Here is an 18,376-nt window from a genome sequence, read left to right on the forward strand (position 1 = left end):
AGACCCCCGGAGTATTTCGGGAACGATGAAACCGTGGAAACCTGATCAGGGCTTTCGGACGGGGGCGGTTCGCACTAGTTAGAGCGTATGACGTGGAATCTTCCGAATATTCTGACCGTGTTGCGGTTGTTGGCGGCTCCGGCGCTGGCGGTGATGTTTCTTTACTTCAACCGGCCGTGGGCGGATTGGTTTGCGCTGGTGCTTTTCGTCGGTGCGGCGATCACGGACTGGTTCGACGGCTACCTGGCCCGGGCGTGGAAGCAGACGACCAAGCTGGGCACGATGCTGGACCCGATCGCGGACAAGGCGATGGTGGTGATCGCACTTGCGGTGATCCTGGGGTATTCGTCGATGTCGCCGTGGCTCGTGCTGCCAGCTACGATGATCCTGTTCCGGGAAGTGTTCGTGTCTGGCCTGCGGGAATTCTTGGGCGATACGGCGGGAACGCTGAAGGTGACCAGGCTGGCCAAGTGGAAGACCACGTTGCAGATGGTGGCGATTGCGGTGCTTTTTGCGCAAGGTGTTTTCCTGCACTATTTCGGCATGTCCAGCATGGGCATGAATGAACAGATCGTGGCCGATGTGCTGGCGGGGCGCGAAGAGGATCTGCATGGGCTGCGGTGGAAATTCGACGGGATGGTCGTCACCGGCCACGTGGGGCTGTGGCTGTTGTGGCTGGCCGCCGGACTGACGCTGATCACGGGCTTCGACTATTTTCGCAAGGCGATGCCTTACCTGAAGGACTGAGCACATGGATGTTCTCTATTTCGCATGGGTGCGGGAGCGGATCGGACGCCCCAAGGACAAGGTTGAAACCGGCGCCGCGACGGTGCGGGAGCTGGTCGAGGAATTGCGGGCGCGGGAGGCGCGGTACGAGATGGCCTTTGCCGATCTGGACGCTTTGCGCGTGGCCGTGGACCAGGAGTTGGCGGATTTCGACGCGCCGCTTGCGGGGGTGCGCGAGGTGGCATTCTTTCCGCCGATGACGGGGGGCTGAGGCCTTGGATATCCGGGTGCAGGAAGAGGCGTTCAACCTTGGCGCGGAGGTCAATGATTTCACCAAGCGGCAGAGTGGCATGGGCGCGGTGGTGAGTTTCACCGGCATCGTGCGGGATATCGATGCGGGCCTCGAGGCGATGCAGATCGAGCATTACCCGGGCATGACCGAGAAGGCGCTGGCCGGGATCGCGGAGGAAGCGCAGAGACGCTGGAACCTGGGCGATGTGCTGGTCATTCATCGCCACGGTGCGCTGGCCCCCGACGAGATGATCATGATGGTCGCCACGTCCTCGCCCCACCGGGCGGATGCGTTTCAGGCCGCCGAATTCCTGATGGACTACCTGAAGTCGCGCGCGCCGTTCTGGAAGAAGGAAGTCACGCGGGACGGCGCCGATTGGGTGGATGCCAAGGATGCCGACGAAGATGCGCTGAGCCGCTGGTGACGCAAGGTTCGCGTTGACCGCGGCGGGCCGAGCATGGAGAGATTTGCCCCTCGGGACAGCGGAAGGCGCGTCATTCCATGAACGAGATCATCGAGAGTTATGTCGAAACGCTGGACCCCAAGGCGAAAGGCGCCATTCGCGGCACCGCGAAGCTGGTGATCGAGGGCGCGGGCAGCGTGATGCTGGACGAGACCGGCGCGCGGGCGGGCGACGAGGACGCCGATGTGGTGCTGATGGCCAGCGACGAGGTCTTTCGCGACATCCTTTCGGGCGAGCAGAACCCGGTGATGGCCTACATGTCGGGCAAGCTGAAGGTCGAGGGCAACGCGCAAAGGGCGCTGAAGGTGAGCGGGATCCTGACGGGATAGCCGTTGGTCGTGAACGGGCCTGATTGGAGGCCCGTGGGCCTATCGGCTGAGCCGGGTCTGACCGGCTTTTGCCGCGAATCGTGACAAAATTGTGAACCGTGCTATCCTTTAAACTCTGGAGGGAGTTTAAGCGATGGCAGTACCGGCACAGGTGACTTGGGCAAATACTTCGACGAAACCGGGGACGGATATCCGGCAACTCGGGGGGTATGTGAAGAGGTTCTTCGGCAAGGCGCCGTGGCAGCTCGGGCCCGAAGACGCGATTGCCAGCATCGAGCATGACGAGTGGCGGTTCTATGTCGAGCTGGACGGCGAGAAAGTCTGGCTTGAGGTCGAGGAAGACCCGCACGGGCAGAAAAAGCTGAGCTTGTCGGGCGAAGTTCTGGCCGAAGAGGTTTTCGGATCGCTGCCAGACAAGCCGACCCAGTGAGGGTGCGCGGCTTGTCCCGGAGACGAGCCCTGAAAATCCAATCATGACGATGTTCGAGGACCGTCCTGTGCAATATGCCGCCGGGCGCGTGTTTCGGGCTGTGGCCCGTGCGACATCGCCGCTTTCAATTCAGACCGATCTGCTGTATGGGCGCACGTATCTGAAACGTGACGCCTTAGACCCCGGCGCATGAGATGATGGAGGGGTCGGTGGCAATGGGGCCACCAATGTAACGGAGGACCCGGGATACGCCCGGGAGGGCCTCCAGCTAGGAAACGATAGATGTTCAAAGAAGTGAAAAAATCGATCCAGTGGGGCGAGGATACGCTGACACTGGAAACGGGCAAGGTTGCCCGGCAGGCGGATGGCTCGGTCATCGCCACCTACGGGGAAACCTCGGTCATGGCCAACGTGACCTTTGCAAAAGCCCCGCGTGAAGGTCAGGATTTCTTTCCGCTGACCGTTCACTACCAGGAGAAATACTATTCCGCGGGCAAGGTGCCCGGCGGCTTTTTCAAGCGTGAGGCACGGCCCACGGAAAAGGAAACCCTGACCGCGCGCCTGATCGACCGCCCGATCCGCCCGCTGTTCGTGCCGGGTTTCAAGAACGAAGTGCTGGTGATGTGCACCGTGCTGAGCCATGACCTGGTCAATGACCCGGACATGGTGGCAATGATCGCGGCCAGTGCCGCGCTGACCATTTCGGGCGCGCCGTTCATGGGGCCGATCGCGGGCTGCCGTGTCGGTTTCACCGATGGCGAATACGTGCTGAACCCCGAGGTCGAGGACATGCACGACCTGCGCAACAACCCCGAGCAGCGGCTCGACCTGGTGGTTGCGGGCACGAAGGGTGCCGTGATGATGGTGGAATCCGAAGCCTACGAGCTGTCGGAAGAGGAAATGCTGGGCGCGGTGAACTTTGCGCATGAGCAGATCCAGCCGGTGATCGACATGATCATCGACCTGGCCGAGGACGCCGCCAAGGAACCGTTCGACTTTCAGCCGCCGGATTACAGCGACCTTTACGAGGCCGTGAAGGCGGCGGGCGAAGACAAGCTGGCCGCGGCCTACAAGATCCAGGATAAGCAGGAACGCACGACTGCCGTTTCGGCCGCCAAGGAAGAGATCAAGGCATCGCTGTCCGAAGAGCAGCTTGAAGACCCGAACCTTGGTTCCGCGCTCAAGAAGCTGGAAGCGTCGATCCTGCGCGGTGACATCGTGAAGTCCGGCAAGCGGATCGACGGCCGGAGCCTCGACGAGGTCCGCCCGATCGTGTCGGAAACCGGGCTGCTGCCGCGGACGCATGGCTCGGCCCTGTTCACCCGCGGAGAAACGCAAGGTCTGGTCGTGACGACGCTGGGCACGGGCGACGATGAGCAGATCATCGACGCGCTGCACGGCAACTTCCGCTCGAACTTCCTGCTGCACTATAACTTCCCGCCCTATTCGGTCGGTGAAGCGGGTCGCGTCGGTCCTCCGGGACGGCGCGAGATCGGTCACGGCAAGCTGGCATGGCGCGCGCTGCAGGCGGTGTTGCCGGCGCCGACGGATTTCCCCTACACGATCCGGGTCGTCAGCGAGATCACCGAGTCCAACGGCTCGTCCTCGATGGCGTCGGTCTGTGGTGGGTCGCTCAGCATGATGGACGCCGGTGTGCCGCTGAAGGCGCCGGTGGCCGGTGTGGCCATGGGCCTGGTACTGGAAGACGACGGTTCCTACGGCATCCTGACCGACATCCTGGGTGACGAGGATCACCTGGGCGACATGGACTTCAAGGTGGCGGGAACCGAAGCCGGTATCACGTCGCTGCAGATGGACATCAAGGTCGCAGGCATCACGCCGGAGATCATGGAAAAGGCGCTGGAGCAGGCGAAGGCCGGCCGGTTGCACATCCTGAACGAGATGGGCAAGGCGCTGTCGGAAGCCGGTGATTTCTCGGTTCACGCACCGCGCATCGAGACGATGCAGATCCCGACCGACAAGATCCGCGAAGTGATCGGGTCGGGCGGCAAGGTGATCCGCGAGATTGTCGAGGTGTCGGGCGCCAAGGTCGACATCAACGACGAAGGCGTCATCAAGATCGCGTCGCCCAACGGCGAGGCCATCCAGAAGGCGTACGACATGATCCACTCGATCGTGGCAGAGCCGGAAGAGGGCAAGATCTACAAGGGCACGGTCGTGAAGATCGTGGACTTCGGCGCCTTTGTGAATTTCTTCGGCAAGCGCGACGGACTGGTGCATGTCAGCCAGATTGAGAACCGCCGCCTGAACCATCCGTCGGATGTTCTGAAGGAAGGTCAGGACGTTTGGGTCAAACTGCTGGGCTTTGACGATCGCGGCAAGGTGCGCCTGTCGATGAAGGTCGTCGACCAGGAGACCGGCGAGGAAGCCAAGAAAGAAGAGCCGGCGGACGAGTAAAATCCGCAGTCTTCGAGAAACGGAAAGCCCCGGTGGAAACACCGGGGTTTTTGCGGGAAAGTGACGCAACGTCACAGCCAAAGGTAAGGTTTTCCTTACGGGTCAAAGCCCATGTTTTTTCCCATACACCGCTCAGCCGCCTGGCGGCTAAAAAAGGGTAGCGGAAGGGTATCCGGCTGCGCTGTCACTCACGGATCATGCGCGTCGGAGGGGGCCTCGGTCAACGAACCGGGGCCCTTTCAATTTTCCCTGTTTCTAAAGCCGCATGAAGGCAGGTGCGCGGATACGGCCGCGCGTGCCCGCGATGCAGCGGGCCTCGCGGTAGGTCAGGATCGGCAGTGCCGCGCGATAGGGCGTGGTGCCGGCGGCGCGCAGGATTGCGGCGGCTTCCTCGATCAGCCAGTCCTCGGTCATCACGCCGGGCAGGATGGTTTCGCAGGGCGCGCCGCCCTCGGCCAGGACAAGCTGATGATCCTTGAGCAGAAGATGGACATAGGTCACGGAGCGGCAGGGTGCGAAGGTGATGCCGGTCTGGCCCACCAGCGCCTTGGCGGGCACAAGGACCTCTGGCGTGCCGAAGAGCAGCTCGGCCTTCCACGAACAGATCGCGACGCGATGCTGCTGAGACAGGCGCAGCGGGCGGGTGTTGCCAAGAATGCCGGGGGCGAAGCGGACCGGACAGGCGGGCCCGTCGCCCGCCATGCGCCGCGCGCCTGCCCAGAGGATGCGCCGGGGCGCGGCATCGCGGGTCAGCACCCGGTCACCGGGGCGCAGATGCTCGACGGGCCGGGCGCCGGACGGGGTTTCAAGCAAGGTGCCGGCGGCGAAACAATTGACCGCGTGACTATAGCTGGCGTGCTGATCCGCGGTGTAGAATTTGGGCGGCTGGCCGTTGGTGAAATTATCGAAATACCAGGTTTCGAGGTCGAAGTCCGGGGTCCAGACCACTTGGGCCGGGTCACCGTTGCTGTCCGTGCCTTCGAAGACGATGACACCGCCGGAGTCTGGCGACGGGTCGGTGCGGATCACGACCGCGTCTTCGAGGAGGTGCGTGCCGCCCGGGCCGGAATATTGAACGTCGTAGGTCTCGCCCAGTTCGAACAGGTTGGGATCGCTGTCGCCCGCGTTAGAGGTGACGATCAGGTCCCGTGAACTGTTGGGCGGATAGTCGAAAGACGATTGCCCGGGCGTGTCGTTGACATTCGCACCGGTCGCAACCGCAAATTCATTATCTATGCCGTAAAACGTCTTGGTCATGCCCACCACTCCGGGGGTGCAGCATCACGTCAAGTGCCTAAGGTGATGTTGATTACCGAAAGGAAAATACGGCGGATTTGACTTAAACCGGCAGGGCCGTGGTTTGTAGCACCGTGCGCAGGGCGAAACTGGATTGCATGGTGGCAACGCCCGGCAGACGGGTGAGGTACTGGCGGTGGATGCGGGCGAAATCCTCGGTGTCCTCGACCGCGAGTTTCAGCAGGTAGTCGGCGGTGCCTGCCGTCAGGTGGCATTCCAGCACGTTGGGGATGCGGGCGACGGCGGTTTCGAACGCGTCGAGCACATCGTCGGCCTGGGTCGTCAGGGTGATCTCGACGAAGACGGTGGTGGGCACCCCCATGCGGCGCGGGTCCAGAAGGGCGACATAGTCCTTGATGTAGCCGTCGGTTTCCAGCCGCTGCACCCGGCGATGACAGGCCGAGGGCGAGAGGTTCACCGCCTCGGCCAGGTCGGCGTTGGAAATGCGGCCGCGTTTCTGCAGGACGGCAAGAAGGCGACGATCCATCGTATCGAGGGTCATTCGGGGCAAAACCTTTTAGGAAAACGCCGTTGCTTCGAAGAATATCCCGGTTTCTACGGCAATCACGGGTAAAATATCAAACCCCTTTCATCGGGGGTGCGATAAACTAGTTCAAAGCGCGAAGGAGGAGTGCGACATGAAAATCGGATGCCCGACAGAGATCAAACCGCAGGAATTTCGCGTGGGGATGACCCCCAACGCCGCCGGAGAGGCCGTGTCCCATGGGCATGATGTCATCATCCAGTCCGGCGCCGGGAAAGGCGCGGGGTTCGAGGATGCGGATTATGTCGCCGCCGGCGCCACGATCATCGACACGGCGGAAGAGGTGTTTGCCACTGCCGACATGATTGTGAAGGTAAAGGAACCGCAGGCCGGTGAACGCAAGATGCTGCGCGAAGGGCAGCTGCTGTTCACCTATCTGCACCTGGCGCCGGACCCGGAGCAGACGAAGGACCTGATGGAAAGCGGCTGTACCGCGATCGCCTATGAGACCGTGACGGACGAGCGCGGCGGGCTGCCCCTGCTGGCGCCGATGTCCGAGGTTGCGGGTCGCCTGGCGCCGCAGGTGGGCGCCTACACGCTGCAGAAGGCCAATGGCGGGCGTGGCGTACTGATGGGCGGCGTGCCCGGTGTGGGCCCGGCCAAGGTTCTGGTGATCGGCGGCGGTGTCGTCGGCACGCATGCAGCGCGCATCGCGGCGGGCATGGGCGCGGACGTGACCGTGCTGGACCGCTCGTTGCCGCGTCTGCGGTATCTGGACGACGTCTTTTCGGGCACGTTCAACACCGGGTATTCGTCGCAAGGCCTTTTGGCCGAGCATCTGGGCCAGGCCGACATGGTGATCGGCGCGGTGCTGATCCCCGGGGCCGAAGCGCCGAAGCTGGTTCGCCGGGCGCAGTTCGCGGACATGAAGCCGGGCGCGGTGCTGGTGGACGTGGCCATCGATCAGGGCGGGTGTTTCGAGACCTCGAAGGCGACCACCCATGCCGACCCGATCTATGACGTGGACGGGATCATGCATTACTGCGTGGCCAACATGCCGGGCGCCGTGGCGCGGACCTCGACCATCGCGCTGGGCAATGCGACGATGCCGTTCATGCTGGCGCTGGCAGACAAGGGCTGGAAGCAGGCCTGCGCCGATGATCCGCACCTGCTGAACGGTCTGAACGTGCATGCCGGGCAGTTGACGTATTTCGCCGTTGGCAAAGCGCTGGGGATCGACGTGATCTCGCCGCAGATGGTGGTGAAAGGGTAAAATCCGCGTGGGTTTTCACCCATCCTACGCTTGATTGCCGCACGCGGCACCGTACTCATTGCTCGATATCCGCGCCGCCTTCCTCGGTGCGTTTGGCAATGAAGGCGTCGATGGCCTCTAGCCGGTCTTGCGGCAGTGCGGGGTCTTTATGCGCGGCGAGCGTTTCGAAAACGATGCGGTTGCCGCGTTCGGTCGTGTCTACCGCACCCCGGCCGCGGGAGTTCTCGAAGTTGGACCAGTCGGACGGTAGCCGCGCATAGAAGGCCTATACTGCGTGACAAAGAAATGGCCGCCTTGGCGCACGTCGGCGATGGCGTAATAAACGAGCGTTGCGTTGATGACCTCGACCGGTTTGAAGAGCTCGGCGAAGATTTGCAGCACCTCGATGTCGATGATGAACTTCTCGACCGAGATGGTCAGCCCGCCTGTTTCGGCGCACGCAGGCTGAGGGGTTCGGGGTGTTGCTCGACTGCGACGGGGTTCGGGCTATAGATGATTATCGGTCGCGGATACGCGACACACTCTTCCGCAGGTTCGAGGCCAATGCGCCGCGCATCCGCCGTTGCGCCTGCAATGCAAAATCCGAAGTTGTCTTGGGCTGACCGCTGTCGCCTTTCGCTCACTTTGTTCCGGATCGCTCGACCCCGGAAATGCGACGCGTTCGAAGCAGGTGAATACATCGGTGCGCAATCGACCGGGCAAAGTTGCCCGGGGAATCTGCGCCAGCAAGCAGACTGAGCGGGTATTTACGGTGGCCACCGAAGATGCCCCTGCTTTGAGGATCTTCGTAGATGGAGCGCATATTCGATGCTGGCCGGAATACCAGACGCGAAACCTCGATATTGTATTCGGCAAGATCGAAAGCCACGATAGGTGCTGTCGCTTCGCCCTTGTCCAACAGGCGATCCTGTCACCCGCCAGCCAGCTTCGCCAAGACTTGAGGGAACTCGGTTGGGATCACAAACAAACCGTCACGGGGATGTCGGACGGGGAACCAGCCCTGCCAAACCTCGTCCGCAACGCCGTCGGTGGAAACGTCCGCCACATCCTCGACTCGTGGCATATCTCGATACGTATTCAGCACGTCGAGAACGCCGTAAAAGGCCTGCTGCAGAGCAGGGCTTCTCCGGCATTTCAGTGCCGTTCAAACGTCCGGCCGAAACGCTGCGATGGTACCTTTGGCATGGAAAAGTTCTAACGGCCACGACCAGTCTATAGCAATGGTTGATGGTCGATTATGCGCGGCTGGTCACAGATGACCGCGTGGCGACTTAAGCGGCCCGGCGAGTGCAAGATCGGGGCCGAGGCTTCTATTCATACATTGCGGAAAACATGGACACCGCCGAGCCCGGTGGATTTGTCGCAGTTCGACCGGGGCTGTTTCTGCACGGTGGCGAAGCGCGGTTGCTGCAAACTGCGTAATGTCGTTTTGCGACCTCCCTGAGGTCGCATTTGGAATACGTGACTGGACCGGCGCGGCTCTATGGTCTTACAAATAACAATAACCGTAGAGCCAGCCGGGGGCATCGCCATATGGGCCGATTTATCCTGCGCCGTGTCGGAGTGATGCTTCTGACGGCGCTTTGCCTGACGTTCATCGTCTTTTTCCTGACCAATCTTTATCCGAACCTGGAAAAGATGGCGAAGACCGAGGGCAACATGCGGATGTCGGATGCCGAGGTCGAAAGCTATCTTAAGAACAACGGGTATTTACAGCCGACGCTGGTGAAGTACGGCCAGTGGCTGGGTGTGCTGCCGGGGTATGTCATCGAGGGGACGGATGGGAAGGTGCGGGCGAAATGCGCGGCCCCCGAGACGCCCATAGAGGAGGCGCCGGCATTCTGCGGGGTGTTGCAGGGCAACTGGGGCTATTCCAACCGGCTGAAGAAAGACGTGGACGAGGTGATCGGCGAGAAGCTGGCGCTGACCGGCATCCTGATGTTCTGGGTGATGCTGCTGATGGTGCCGTCGGCACTGATCCTGGGGGTGCTGGCGGGAATGCGGGAAGGGTCCAAGCTGGACCGGACGTTGTCGACCTTGTCGATCGGGACCACGGCGACGCCGGAATACGTGTCGGGCGTTCTGTTCATTGCCGTGTTCGCCAGTTCGGCCGTGGGCCTGAAATGGTTCAAGGGCACGGCGACCAGTGCGATGGATAATATCACCTTCGAGAATTTCTTTCTGCCGGTGCTGACCATCGCGGTCTACGGCATGGGGTATATCGCGCGGATGACGCGGGCCAGCATGGCCGAGGTCATGACCTCGCAATACATCCGAACGGCGCGGCTGAAGGGTGTGAGCTTTCCCAACATCGTGATGAAACACGCGCTGCGCAACGCGCTGATCGCGCCCTTTACGGTGATCATGCTGCAGTTTCCATGGCTGCTGAACGGCGTGGTGATCGTCGAGACGCTGTTCAACTACAAGGGCTTCGGCTGGGCGCTGGTGCTGGCGGCGGGGAACAACGACATCGAGCTGTTGCTGGGAATTTCGGTCATTTCGGTCGTCGTGGTGCTGGTGACGCAGCTGATCTCGGATATCGGCTATGTCTACCTGAACCCGCGTATTTCGGTCAGCTGAGGGGAGGAGAGCGGACATGGACCCCTTGAGCTGGAGCGGGATCTTCTTGCAGATGGTGCAGCAATTCGCGGCGCCGCTGATCGCGGTGGCCGTGACCTTTGCGATTTCCATCGTGTTCAAGCGCAGGCTTGGCCTTTACGGCAAGCTGTTCGACAGCGTGATCGGGATGATCGGGCTGGCGCTGGTGCTGTTCTGGGTGTTCACGGCGTTCTTTGCCGGGGCGCTGGACATGGTGGGCACGCATGACCCGCTGGACCAGTCGGCGATGATGAAAAAGGCACTGCCCGGCGAGCCCTATACCAAGCTGATCGGCGAGCCGGACCCGAACGCGGGCGCGCATTACCTGCTGGGCGGCGACAACCTGGGCCGGGACGTGTTCAGCCGGGTTGTGGATGGCAGCATCAAGGTGATGCTGATCGCGCCGTTTGCGACGATCTTCGCCTTCATGGTGGGGATCACGCTGGGCCTGCCGGCGGGGTATTATGGCGGGCGGTTCGACACGGTGCTGAGTTTCCTGGCGAACCTGGTGTTGGCCTTTCCGGTGATCCTGCTGTTCTACCTGTTGGTGACGCCGGAGATAAAGGAGACGCTGATACCTAGGATCATGGCGGGAACGCTGTTCATCTTTCCGATCGTCTTCCTTACGGTCCTGTGGAACTCTAGGTTCCGAACACAGGCGTCAAAGCGCAATCTGTATGTCGGCATCACGCTGGTCGTGGGAACGTGGATTTATCTTGGCATCGCATGGGACGCGGACCCGACGGGAATCATCAGCTTTCCTCCGAACCTGCTGGTGGTGTTCGTATCGGTGGTTTTTGTCAACTCGCCCACGGTCTTTCGCATCGTTCGGGGGCTGGCGCTGGACATCAAGACGCGCGATTACGTGGCCGCCGCGCAGACGCGGGGCGAGGGGCCGTGGTACATCATGTTGTGGGAGATCCTGCCCAATGCAAGGGGGCCGCTGCTGGTCGATTTCTGCCTGCGGATTGGGTACACCACTATCCTTTTGGGCACGCTGGGCTTCTTCGGGCTGGGGCTGGAGAGCGAGAGCGCCGACTGGGGCAAGATGATCATCGACGGGCGGCGGCTCTTGTCGGCCAATATCCTGCATATCGCCATTCCGCCCGCGCTGGCGCTGCTCAGCCTTGTTCTGGGGCTGAACTTTCTGGCGGACGGGCTGCGGGAAGAGAGCTTGAGGGATTAGCGACCAACCTGCCCCGGACCCCGATCCGGGGCCTCTGGCGGTGAGGCCCCGGGTCAGGCCCGGGACGGGATTTCGAGAGGGATATGAGAGATGTCGAAACTGCAAGCGCATGACGGCCCCATCCTGGAGATCGACCGGCTGTCGATTTCCTTCTTCACGCGGCTGCGCGAGATCCCGGCGGTGATGGATTTCTCGGTCTCGGTCCAGCCGGGCGAGGCGGTAGGGCTGGTGGGCGAAAGCGGCTGCGGCAAGTCCACGGTCGCGCTGGGCGTGATGCAGGACCTCGGCGTGAATGGTCGGGTGGTGGGCGGCACGATCAAATTCAAAGGCCGCGACCTGAGCGAGATGAGCGCAGAGGAGCTGCGCGATATTCGCGGCAATGAGATCGCGATGATCTACCAGGAGCCGATGGCGAGCCTGAACCCGGCGATGAAGATCGGCAAGCAGCTGATCGAGGTGCCGATGATCCACGAGGGCATCGGCGAGAAGGAAGCGTGGCAGCGCGCGCTGGACGTGGTGCGGGACGTGAAGCTGCCCGATCCCGAGCGCATCCTGAAATCCTTTCCGCACCAGTTGTCGGGCGGGCAGCAACAGCGGATCGTGATCGCCATGGCGTTGATGTCGAAACCGTCGCTGCTGATCCTCGATGAGCCGACGACCGCGCTTGACGTCACGGTCGAGGCCGCGGTGGTCGAGCTGGTGAAGGATCTGGGCAAGAAATACGGCACGTCGATGCTGTTCATCAGCCACAACCTGGGGCTGGTGCTGGAGACCTGTGACCGGATCTGCGTGATGTATTCCGGTGAGGCGGTGGAGACGGGCAGCATCCGCGATGTCTTCGACAAGATGCGGCATCCCTATACGCAGGCGCTTTTCCGGTCGATTCCGCTGCCGGGGGCGAACAAGAACGCGCGGCCGCTGGTGGCGATTCCGGGGAACTTTCCCTTGCCGCATGAGCGGCCGCAGGGCTGCAATTTCGGGCCGCGTTGCGATTATTTCGAAGAAGGGCGCTGTAACCGGGCGGGGGGGATCCCGATGGAGCCCGTGCCGGGTGACGACCGCCATGCCTCGCGTTGTCTGCGCTTTGACGAGATCGACTGGAATGCGCCGGTGAAGGCCAGCGTGGCGACCGAGGCGACCGAGAAGGGTGAGGTCGTCCTGAAGATGGACAACCTGAAGAAATATTACGAGGTGGCGGCGAACGCGCTTTTCGGCAAAAGCGGTGATACCAAGGTCGTGAAGGCCAACGAGACGTTGAGTTTCGAGGCGCGGGAGAGCGAGACACTGGCCATCGTGGGCGAGTCGGGCTGTGGCAAGTCGACCTTTGCCAAGGTGCTGATGGGGCTGGAGACAGCGACGGACGGGCAGATCCTGCTGGACAACCGCAATATCGAGGGCACGCCGATCGAGAAGCGGGACACTCAGACGGTGGCGGATATCCAGATGGTGTTCCAGAACCCGTTCGACACGCTGAACCCGTCGATGACCGTGGGGCGGCAGATCATCAGGGCGCTGGAAGTGTTCGGCGTGGGCAAGAACGACACCGAGCGGCGGGCGGAGTTGATGCGGCTCTTGGACCTCGTGAAGCTGCCGCGCGAGTTTGCGGACCGGATGCCACGGCAGCTTTCGGGCGGGCAGAAACAGCGCGTGGGGATCGCGCGGGCCTTTGCCGGGGGTGCGAGGATCGTGGTGGCGGACGAGCCGGTGTCGGCGTTGGATGTCAGCGTGCAGGCGGCGGTGACGGACTTGCTGATGGAGATTCAGCGCGAGAAGAAGACGACGCTTCTGTTCATCAGCCATGACCTGAGCATCGTGCGATACCTGAGCGACCGGGTGATGGTGATGTACTTGGGCCATGTGGTGGAACTGGGCACCACCGAACAAGTCTTTGCGCCGCCCTATCACCCCTACACCGAGGCATTGCTGTCGGCGGTGCCGATTGCCGATACCAGCGTCGAGAAGACGCATATCGTGCTGGAAGGCGATGTGCCGTCGGCAATGAACCCGCCCTCGGGCTGTCCGTTCCAGACGCGGTGCCGGTGGAAATCGCAGGTGCCGGCGGGTCTGTGCGAGGTCGAGGTGCCGCCGATGCGAACGCTGGATGACGGGCACCAGCTTAAATGTCACCTGGCGGAGGTGAAGCTGGCCGGAATGGAGCCGGTGATCAAGGTCGCGGCGGAGTAGGCGACCGCGCCTGTTGAAATCGAACCGCAGGACCCGTCAGTGGAACGGGCCCTGCTGTGACCTCAAGACGCGGCCTGTTTCGTTAGCGCGTCGCGGATTTCCACGAGCAAGTCGATCTCGTTGGGGCCGGGGGCCTCTTCGGGGGCTTCTTCCTTTTCCTTGAAGGCGGTGTCCTTCACCTTGTTCACGTAGCGCACCAGCATGAACACGACGAAGGCGATGATCAGGAAGTTGATGATCGCCATGACGAACGCGCCCCAGGCGAAGACGGCGGCGCCGGCCTCGCGAGCGGCTTCCAGCGAGGCGCCCTCGGCCACGTCGCCCGACAGAACGGTGTAGTTGTTGGTGAAGTCCAGCCCGCCGGTGACAAGCCCGATGATCGGATTGATCAGGTCGGCGACCAACGACGAGACGATGGCGGTGAAGGCCGCGCCGATGATGATGCCGACGGCCATGTCCATGACATTGCCGCGGGCAATGAAGTCTTTGAATTCGCTTAGCATTTATGTGTCCTCTTTCCGTGGTGAGGCTGTTTTCGCCCCTGCCGAAGCTCCCATTAGCACAGGTTAATGAAAGAGTGTGACGATTTGTTCGGGGAAAGATACGAGATCTCTCCCCGAGATTGACTTTTTCCGACCCCTCGCGGACGGTCCGAGAAGTGCAGGCAAGGGACGAAGATGACAGACCGGCAGAAAGGCACGATCGTGGGTATCGACGTGGGCGGGACGTTCACCGACCTTGTGCAGCTTGACCCGGCCAGCGGAAAGGTGCGGTTGGCCAAGGTGCCGACCACGGTCGAGAACCAGGCGTTCGGTGTGATGGACGCGCTTGAGGCCTCCGGAGCCGAACTGGCGGCGATCGACCTGATCGTGCATGGGACCACCACGACGACGAACGCGGTGCTGGAACGCAAGCTGAGCCGGACGGGGCTGATCACCACGCAAGGCTTTCGCGACGTGCTGGAGCTGGGGCGGCGGACGCGGCCGCAAGCCTATGGAATGACGGGGGAATTCACGCCGATCATCCCGCGCGACCTGCGGATCGAGGTGCCCGAGCGGGTGGATGCCGCTGGGGAGGTCGTCGTGCCGCTGGACGAGGACGCGGTGCGGGCGGCGGCGGAGCGGTTGCTGGCCGAGGGATGTGAGGCGGTGGTGGTGCATTTCCTGCATGCCTATGCCAACCCGGCGCATGAGGCGCGCGCCGGGGAGATCATCGCCGAGGTTTGGCCCAACGAGCACATCACCCTTGGCCATGCGATCTTGCAGGAAAGCCGGGAATACGAGCGTGGCGTGACAGCGGCGGTCAATGCAAGTGTGCAGCCCATTCTGGACCGCTATCTGAAGCGTTTGACCGACAGCCTGTCGGAGGGCGGCTATGACCACGACGTTCTGGTGATGAACGGCAATGGCGGCATGGTGTCGGCCCGGCTGGTGGCGCCGGAGGCGGCGAAGACGGTGATGTCGGGGCCGGCCTCGGGCGTTATGGCGGCGGCCTATACGGGTCGGCAGGCCGGGTTGGTGAACCTGATCACCTATGACATGGGCGGCACCTCGACCGATGTGGCGCTGATCCGGGGGGCCGAGCCGCCGGTGTCGAACGAGATCGAGATCGAGTACGCGATGCCCATCCACGTGCCGATGGTGGACGTGCGCACGGTAGGGGCCGGGGGCGGGTCCATCGCGAAGGTGAACGTCGCGGGACTGCTGGATGTGGGGCCGGAGAGTGCCGGGGCCGATCCGGGGCCGATCTGTTATGGGCGGGGCGGGCAGCGGCCCACGATCTCGGACGCGAACCTGATCCTGGGGCGGCTGGATGCGGCCAAGTTGGCCAAGACCGGAGACGTCGCGGCAAGCGACGTGGCGCAGGCCTTTGCCCGGGAACTGGCCGAGCCGCTGGGGCTGGACGTGACGGACGCGGCGCTGGCGGTGATCCGCATGGCGAATACCAAGATGGCCGGGGCCATTCGCATGGTGTCGCTGTCGCTGGGGGCCGACCCGCGGGATTTTGCGCTGTTTGCCTTTGGCGGGGCTGGGCCGCTGCATGCTTGTGCGTTGGCGCGGGAGTTGGGCGTGCCGCGCGTGCTGGTGCCGGCCCGACCGGGGATCACCAACGCGCTGGGCTGCGTGGTGGCCGACCTGCGGCACGATTTCGTGCAGACGGTGAACCGGCCCGTGCATGCGTTGGAGGCGGGCGAACTGGCGGCGGTCTTCTCGGCGCAGGCTGCGGCGGGCAAGGCGATGCTGGAGAAAGAGCGCGTGGCGATGACCGGGGTGCGGCATGTCTATAGCGTGGACATGCAGTTTGCCGGGCAGACCCACCTGCTGCGCGTGTCGCTGGAGCGGCCGGACGTGACGCCGGAGGAGCTTCAGTCGTTGTTCGAGGACATTTATTTTGCGCGCTTCAAGGTGCGGCTGCCCGAGATCCGGGCGCATGTGGTGAACGCCAATTGCTCGGTCATCGGAGAGCGTGAGCCGCTGGATTTGTCTGTGCTTGTCGACCCGGCGGGACGTAAGGCGACGCTGGAAGAGGCCCGGCAGGCATCGCGGCGCGTGCGGTTCGAGGATGACTGGCACGAGACGCCGATCTATTGGCGCGACCACTTGCCGTTGGAGTTCCGTCTGGAAGGGCCGGGGATCGTGGCGCAGATGGACACGACGGTGCTTATAGAGCCGGGCTGCGTGGCGACGGGAGACGCGCATGGCAATATCCTGATCGCGGTGGGAGAGGCGCCATGACCATTGATCCGATCACGCTGTCGGTCATCCAGGCCGGGTTGCAGCAGGTCTGCGACGAGATGGACCTGGCGTTCTCAAGGGCCGCGTTTTCGCCGGTGATTGCCGAGGCGAATGACCGTTCGGACGGGATATACGCCGCTGCCGATGGGGCGTTGATCGCGCAGGGCGCTGGTGGCCTGCCGGTCTTCGTCGGCACGATGCAATACTCCACGGCAACGCTGATCGAGATGATCGGGGACGGGCGCGTTGGCGCGCCGGAGCCGGGGGATATCTATATCGTCAACGACCCGTATCTGGGCGGCACGCATTTGATGGACGTGCGGTTTGCGCGGCCCTTCTATCGCGGGGATCGCCTGTTCTGCTGGCTGTCGAATACCGGGCATTGGCCTGACACCGGCGGTGCGGTGCCGGGTGGGTTCTCGGCCAGCGCCACGGCGGTGGAGCAGGAAGGGCTGCGCCTGCCGCCGGTGAAGCTGTTCAAGCGGGGGCAGATGGATGCGGAGATCTACAGCATTATCTGTTCCAATATCCGCGTGGCTGATCAGCGGATCGGCGATGTGCGGTCGCAGGCCGCGGCGCTGGATCTGGGGGCCGAGCGGCTGGGCGCGCTGATGGATCGCTATGGCGACGAGGTGGTCGAGGCGGCGATTGCCGCGTTGCGGGACCGCGCGGCACAGCAGATGCGGCGTTTCATCCGGGAGATCCCGGCGGGCGCCTATGACTCCGTTGCGTGGATCGACAGCGATGGCGTGGTCGATGAGCCGCTGGCGATAAGGCTGACCGTCACGCGCGAGGCGGAGCGGCTGGTGTTCGATTTCACCGGATCTGCGGCGCCGTGCCTTGGACCGATGAATTCGGTCCGTGCGACGACGCTCAGCTCGGTCTACCTGGCGATGCGGCATATCTTTCCCGACGTGCCGATCAGCGCGGGGGCGTTCGAGCCGTTGGAGGTGACGTGGATCGAGGGCACGTTCCTGGATGCGCAGTACCCGCGCCCGGTGTCGGGCTGCGCGGCGGAGGTCAGCCAACGGATCGCGGAGGCAGTGTTTGCCGCGCTTGTGCAGGCGCTGCCGGACAGGGTGACGGCGGCACCGGCGGGCACCAGCGGGAACTTCGCGTTGGGCGGGCACGATCCGGAACGTGATCGGGATTTCGTGATGTACCAATTGTCCGGCGGCGGTTATGGCGGTTGGGCCGAGGGGGACGGGATCACCAACGGCTGTTCCACCATCGGGATTTCCAAGGCCCCGCCGGTAGAGATCATGGAGCAGGCCTTTCCGGTGCTTTACCACCGCTATGCACTGCGCGAAGGATCGGGCGGCGCGGGCCGGATGCGCGGCGGGTTCGGCCTTGATTACGAGGTGGAGTTGCGGCGCGGGCAGGCCAAGGCGAGCTTTGTGATGGATCACGGGCGGTTTGGGCCGCAGGGCGCGATGGGCGGCGGCGACGGCGCGCCCAACGAGGTGACGGTGTGGCGGGGCGACGTGCCCTATACACCGTTGCACCTGTCGAAAGAGCAGGACATTCCGCTTGGTCCCGGCGACCGGGTGCGGGTGAAAACGCCCGGCGGCGGTGGCTTTGGCGAGCCGATGCAGCGGCATCCGGGCCTGGTGGCCGAGGATGTGCGGCTGGGGCGGTACACGGTCGAGGAGGCGGAGCGGCTCTTTGGTGTGGTCATCGAGGATGGCGCGGTGGATACGGTGGCGACGACGCAGCGGCGGCTGTCTTGAAGAAGAGCGCGTGCCGGTAGGCTTTGCTGTCAGGGCCTTGCATCGTTTGGGTGAGACGCATCGCCCGTTTCTGGAGGTGAACCGGGCGCGAAGGAACAGCCATGCGCGTCACGGACCGATCACAACACCCTAGCGGGTCCGCTTGAATTTGAGTACTATATGCGCGGGAGATGCCCCTTGGGGAAGGGTGGGGTAACGAACCGTTGGGCAATACGCGCCACTGCAAAATGTA

General features: G+C 63.0%; 16 protein-coding genes and 2 pseudogenes. 13 read left to right on the plus strand and 5 right to left on the minus strand.

Annotation, left to right across the window (positions count from 1 at the left end):
* Positions 1-87: 87 nt before the first annotated feature.
* The 6 genes from pgsA (at position 88) to pnp (ending at position 4,658) form a co-directional block, all read left to right on the plus strand.
* The gene (gene pgsA, locus FIU86_RS01135) at positions 88-747 is read left to right on the plus strand and encodes a CDP-diacylglycerol--glycerol-3-phosphate 3-phosphatidyltransferase (protein WP_152473401.1); all 660 of its coding nucleotides are present in this window, start codon (positions 88-90) and stop codon (positions 745-747) included.
* A gap of 4 nt (positions 748-751) precedes the next feature.
* Positions 752-997 carry a molybdopterin converting factor subunit 1 gene (gene moaD / locus FIU86_RS01140; RefSeq protein WP_152473402.1) on the plus strand — a complete coding sequence of 82 codons (246 nt, stop codon included), beginning with the start codon at positions 752-754 and terminating at the stop codon, positions 995-997.
* A gap of 4 nt (positions 998-1,001) precedes the next feature.
* Positions 1,002-1,442, plus strand: a complete 441-nt coding sequence (locus FIU86_RS01145) for a molybdenum cofactor biosynthesis protein MoaE (RefSeq protein WP_152473403.1) — start codon at positions 1,002-1,004, stop codon at positions 1,440-1,442.
* A gap of 77 nt (positions 1,443-1,519) precedes the next feature.
* Entirely contained in the window at positions 1,520-1,810 is a 291-nt protein-coding gene (locus FIU86_RS01150; protein ID WP_152473404.1) for an SCP2 sterol-binding domain-containing protein, read from the plus strand.
* A gap of 133 nt (positions 1,811-1,943) precedes the next feature.
* A complete protein-coding gene (locus tag FIU86_RS01155) occupies positions 1,944-2,240 on the plus strand; it encodes a hypothetical protein (RefSeq protein WP_152473405.1) in 297 nt (98 codons plus the stop codon).
* A 282-nt stretch (positions 2,241-2,522) separates the two neighbouring features.
* The gene (gene pnp, locus FIU86_RS01160) at positions 2,523-4,658 is read left to right on the plus strand and encodes a polyribonucleotide nucleotidyltransferase (RefSeq protein ID WP_152473406.1); all 2,136 of its coding nucleotides are present in this window, start codon (positions 2,523-2,525) and stop codon (positions 4,656-4,658) included.
* 255 nt (positions 4,659-4,913) lie between these two features.
* Here the strand turns inward: pnp and FIU86_RS01165 are convergent, their stop codons facing one another.
* Both FIU86_RS01165 and FIU86_RS01170 read right to left on the minus strand, forming a co-directional pair.
* Positions 4,914-5,915, minus strand: coding sequence for a Hint domain-containing protein (locus tag FIU86_RS01165; RefSeq protein WP_152473407.1), 1,002 nt, complete (start codon positions 5,913-5,915; stop codon positions 4,914-4,916).
* An 82-nt stretch (positions 5,916-5,997) separates the two neighbouring features.
* Positions 5,998-6,456, minus strand: a complete 459-nt coding sequence (locus FIU86_RS01170) for an Lrp/AsnC family transcriptional regulator (RefSeq protein ID WP_152473408.1) — start codon at positions 6,454-6,456, stop codon at positions 5,998-6,000.
* 136 nt (positions 6,457-6,592) lie between these two features.
* Here FIU86_RS01170 and ald point away from each other — a divergent pair, with 136 nt between their 5' ends.
* A complete protein-coding gene (gene ald, locus FIU86_RS01175; protein ID WP_152473409.1) occupies positions 6,593-7,711 on the plus strand; it encodes an alanine dehydrogenase in 1,119 nt (372 codons plus the stop codon).
* Positions 7,712-7,766: 55 nt separating this feature from the next.
* On the opposite strand, the pseudogene FIU86_RS23075 reads toward ald, so the two are convergent.
* Positions 7,767-7,964, minus strand: a pseudogene (locus FIU86_RS23075) (trimethylamine methyltransferase family protein); the annotation flags it as partial.
* Positions 7,910-8,092 carry a hypothetical protein gene (locus FIU86_RS23080; RefSeq protein ID WP_368373144.1) on the minus strand — a complete coding sequence of 61 codons (183 nt, stop codon included), beginning with the start codon at positions 8,090-8,092 and terminating at the stop codon, positions 7,910-7,912. The pseudogene FIU86_RS23075 and the gene FIU86_RS23080, both read right to left, overlap by 55 nt.
* An 86-nt stretch (positions 8,093-8,178) precedes the next feature.
* Between FIU86_RS23080 and FIU86_RS01190 the strand changes: the two are divergent.
* From FIU86_RS01190 to FIU86_RS01205, 4 genes and pseudogenes are all read left to right on the plus strand, one after another.
* Positions 8,179-9,049, plus strand: a pseudogene (locus FIU86_RS01190) (ISKra4 family transposase); the annotation flags it as partial.
* 195 nt (positions 9,050-9,244) lie between these two features.
* Positions 9,245-10,291, plus strand: coding sequence for an ABC transporter permease (locus FIU86_RS01195; RefSeq protein ID WP_152473410.1), 1,047 nt, complete (start codon positions 9,245-9,247; stop codon positions 10,289-10,291).
* A gap of 16 nt (positions 10,292-10,307) precedes the next feature.
* Positions 10,308-11,495: an ABC transporter permease gene (locus FIU86_RS01200; protein WP_152473411.1), complete on the plus strand. Its 1,188-nt coding sequence runs from the start codon at positions 10,308-10,310 to the stop codon at positions 11,493-11,495.
* Positions 11,496-11,585: 90 nt separating this feature from the next.
* Positions 11,586-13,679: an ABC transporter ATP-binding protein gene (locus FIU86_RS01205; protein WP_152473412.1), complete on the plus strand. Its 2,094-nt coding sequence runs from the start codon at positions 11,586-11,588 to the stop codon at positions 13,677-13,679.
* Between the two features lie 62 nt (positions 13,680-13,741).
* Here FIU86_RS01205 and mscL read toward each other — a convergent pair whose 3' ends face one another.
* On the minus strand, positions 13,742-14,182 hold the full coding sequence (gene mscL, locus FIU86_RS01210; RefSeq protein WP_152473413.1) for a large conductance mechanosensitive channel protein MscL: 441 nt from the start codon (positions 14,180-14,182) through the stop codon (positions 13,742-13,744).
* 174 nt (positions 14,183-14,356) lie between these two features.
* Here mscL and FIU86_RS01215 point away from each other — a divergent pair, with 174 nt between their 5' ends.
* Positions 14,357-16,414: a hydantoinase/oxoprolinase family protein gene (locus tag FIU86_RS01215; protein ID WP_152473414.1), complete on the plus strand. Its 2,058-nt coding sequence runs from the start codon at positions 14,357-14,359 to the stop codon at positions 16,412-16,414.
* Positions 16,411-18,144: a hydantoinase B/oxoprolinase family protein gene (locus FIU86_RS01220; RefSeq protein WP_152473415.1), complete on the plus strand. Its 1,734-nt coding sequence runs from the start codon at positions 16,411-16,413 to the stop codon at positions 18,142-18,144. Before FIU86_RS01215 ends, FIU86_RS01220 begins: the two co-directional genes overlap by 4 nt.
* Positions 18,145-18,376: the final 232 nt, after the last annotated feature.

It is taken from the genome of Roseovarius sp. THAF9 (assembly GCF_009363715.1).
Taxonomy (GTDB): Bacteria; Pseudomonadota; Alphaproteobacteria; order Rhodobacterales; family Rhodobacteraceae; genus Roseovarius.

Coding starts and splice junctions, on each gene's coding strand:
- FIU86_RS01155 (WP_152473405.1), top strand. CDS start 1,944: ATGGCAGTACCGGCACAGGTGACTTGGGCAAATACTTCGACGAAACCG.
- FIU86_RS01195 (WP_152473410.1), top strand. CDS start 9,245: ATGGGCCGATTTATCCTGCGCCGTGTCGGAGTGATGCTTCTGACGGCG.
- pgsA (WP_152473401.1), top strand. CDS start 88: ATGACGTGGAATCTTCCGAATATTCTGACCGTGTTGCGGTTGTTGGCG.
- FIU86_RS01205 (WP_152473412.1), top strand. CDS start 11,586: ATGTCGAAACTGCAAGCGCATGACGGCCCCATCCTGGAGATCGACCGG.
- ald (WP_152473409.1), top strand. CDS start 6,593: ATGAAAATCGGATGCCCGACAGAGATCAAACCGCAGGAATTTCGCGTG.
- FIU86_RS01215 (WP_152473414.1), top strand. CDS start 14,357: ATGACAGACCGGCAGAAAGGCACGATCGTGGGTATCGACGTGGGCGGG.
- moaD (WP_152473402.1), top strand. CDS start 752: ATGGATGTTCTCTATTTCGCATGGGTGCGGGAGCGGATCGGACGCCCC.
- pnp (WP_152473406.1), top strand. CDS start 2,523: ATGTTCAAAGAAGTGAAAAAATCGATCCAGTGGGGCGAGGATACGCTG.
- FIU86_RS01150 (WP_152473404.1), top strand. CDS start 1,520: ATGAACGAGATCATCGAGAGTTATGTCGAAACGCTGGACCCCAAGGCG.
- FIU86_RS01200 (WP_152473411.1), top strand. CDS start 10,308: ATGGACCCCTTGAGCTGGAGCGGGATCTTCTTGCAGATGGTGCAGCAA.
- FIU86_RS01170 (WP_152473408.1), bottom strand. CDS start 6,456: ATGACCCTCGATACGATGGATCGTCGCCTTCTTGCCGTCCTGCAGAAA.
- FIU86_RS01165 (WP_152473407.1), bottom strand. CDS start 5,915: ATGACCAAGACGTTTTACGGCATAGATAATGAATTTGCGGTTGCGACC.
- FIU86_RS01220 (WP_152473415.1), top strand. CDS start 16,411: ATGACCATTGATCCGATCACGCTGTCGGTCATCCAGGCCGGGTTGCAG.
- mscL (WP_152473413.1), bottom strand. CDS start 14,182: ATGCTAAGCGAATTCAAAGACTTCATTGCCCGCGGCAATGTCATGGAC.